Below are 1,775 nucleotides of genomic sequence, written 5' to 3'. Positions count from 1 at the left end.
CCGGCGATGGCGCCTTCGATATCGCCATCGCCGCCACGCCGTGCTCCTACAGGTCGCGGCGGTTTAGCCCACGTGAAAGGTCTGACCTGTTTGCAGGCCCTCGACGCTTTTGGCGTAGGCCAATGCCACGTCCGCTGCCAGAACCGGTTTGTAGCCGCGGAAATACGGCGCGTATTTGCCCATGGCTTCGACCAGTACGTTCGGGCTCACCGAATTGACGCGCAGGCCGCGAGGCAGTTCGATCGCTGCGGCGCGGACGAAGCTGTCCAGGGCGCCATTGACCAGCGCTGCCGAGACGCCGCTGCGGATCGGGTCGTGGCTGAGCACGCCCGTGGTGAAGGTGAACGAGGCGCCGTCGTTGGCGTACTCGCGGCCGATCAGCAGCAGATTGACCTGGCCCATCAACTTGTCTTTCAGGCCCAGTGCGAAGCTTTCTCCGGTCATTTCACCGAGGGGCGCGAAGGTCACGTTGCCGGCGGCGCAGACCAGTGCATCGAACTTGCCGGTTTGCTCGAACAGCTTGCGAATCGATGCGCTGTCGCTGATATCCACATGGAAATCACCGCTGTTGCGGCCGATGCGGATGATCTCGTGACGCTCGGACAGCTCCTTGTCGACCGCTGAACCGATGGTGCCGCCTGCGCCTATCAAAAGAATTTTCATGCTGCTGTTCCTTGAGTGGTTGAAAGTGGCTTCAGTCTAGAGTGGTTTTTTCCATCGATAAGCGTGCTAATAGGCAACCTTTGGTTTTCAAATGGAAACAATCCATGAGCGAAATGGATGATCTGGCGGCGTTCGCGATATTGATTGAAGCAGGCAGTTTCACTCTGGCGGCGCAGCAACTGGGGTGCAGCAAAGGTCAGTTGTCCAAGCGCATCAGCCAACTGGAATCGCGGTTTTCAGTGGTGCTGCTGCAACGCACCACCCGCCGTTTGAGCCTGACAGCCGCAGGTGCGGCGCTGTTGCCGCAAGCCCAGGCACTCGTAGTCCAAGTCGAGAGGGCGCGTCAGGCATTGGCGCGGCTCAAGGACGACATGGCCGGGCCGGTGCGTATGACGGTTCCGGTATCGCTGGGGGAAACCTTCTTCGATGGCTTGTTGCTGGAGTTTTCCGGCAAGTACCCTGAGGTGCAGATCGAGCTGGACCTGAGCAACAACTACCGTGATTTGTCCCGCGACGGATTTGATCTCGCGGTTCGCTCCGAGGTGGGCAATGACGAGCGCCTGGTGGCCCGACCGCTATTGGCCTGGCACGAAATGACCTGCGCCAGCCCGGCTTACCTTGAGCAATACGGCGACCCGCTGACGCCGCAGGCCCTCGCTGAACATCGCTGTCTGCTCAACAGTCACTACAGCGGTCGCGAAGAGTGGCTCTATCACCAGCAACACGAGTTGTTGCGGGTTCGTGTCTCGGGACCGTTCGCCAGCAACCATTACAGCCTGCTGAAAAAAGCGGCACTGGCCGGCGCCGGCATTGCGCGGTTGCCGTCCTACCTGCTGCAAGCGGAATTGGCTGACGGCCGTTTGCGCTGGCTCCTGCGCGACTATCAGACCCGCCGCATGCCGATGTACCTGGTGCATCCCTATCAGGGTGGATTGCCGAAGCGCACACAGGTGTTGGCGGACTATTTGATTGGCTGGTTCAAGCGCAGCGGTGAAGCGCTGGATCGGCTCCAACGATAGCAGCTCACCACCCAACACTGTGGGAGCGGGCTTGCTCGCGAAAGCGGAGTGTCAGTCAGCATTAATACTGAATGTCACACCGCTTTCGCGAGC

Annotated in this window: 2 protein-coding genes; one reads left to right on the top strand and one right to left on the bottom strand. The window is 60.2% G+C overall.

Going from position 1 to position 1,775, the window contains the following annotated elements; translation table 11 throughout:
• Positions 1-63: 63 nt before the first annotated feature.
• Positions 64-663, bottom strand: coding sequence for a short chain dehydrogenase (locus tag KGB03_RS03180; RefSeq protein ID WP_223526324.1), 600 nt, complete (start codon positions 661-663; stop codon positions 64-66).
• Between the two features lie 104 nt (positions 664-767).
• Between KGB03_RS03180 and KGB03_RS03175 the strand changes: the two genes are divergently transcribed.
• On the top strand, positions 768-1,682 hold the full coding sequence (locus tag KGB03_RS03175; protein WP_223526323.1) for a LysR family transcriptional regulator: 915 nt from the start codon (positions 768-770) through the stop codon (positions 1,680-1,682).
• Positions 1,683-1,775 lie beyond the last annotated feature (93 nt).

The sequence above is a fragment of the Pseudomonas sp. BF-B-26 genome, assembly GCF_019956495.1.
Taxonomy (GTDB): domain Bacteria; phylum Pseudomonadota; class Gammaproteobacteria; order Pseudomonadales; family Pseudomonadaceae; genus Aquipseudomonas.
This window is presented reverse-complemented; position numbering and strand designations above follow the sequence as displayed.

Coding starts and splice junctions, on each gene's coding strand:
- KGB03_RS03180 (WP_223526324.1), bottom strand. CDS start 663: ATGAAAATTCTTTTGATAGGCGCAGGCGGCACCATCGGTTCAGCGGTC.
- KGB03_RS03175 (WP_223526323.1), top strand. CDS start 768: ATGAGCGAAATGGATGATCTGGCGGCGTTCGCGATATTGATTGAAGCA.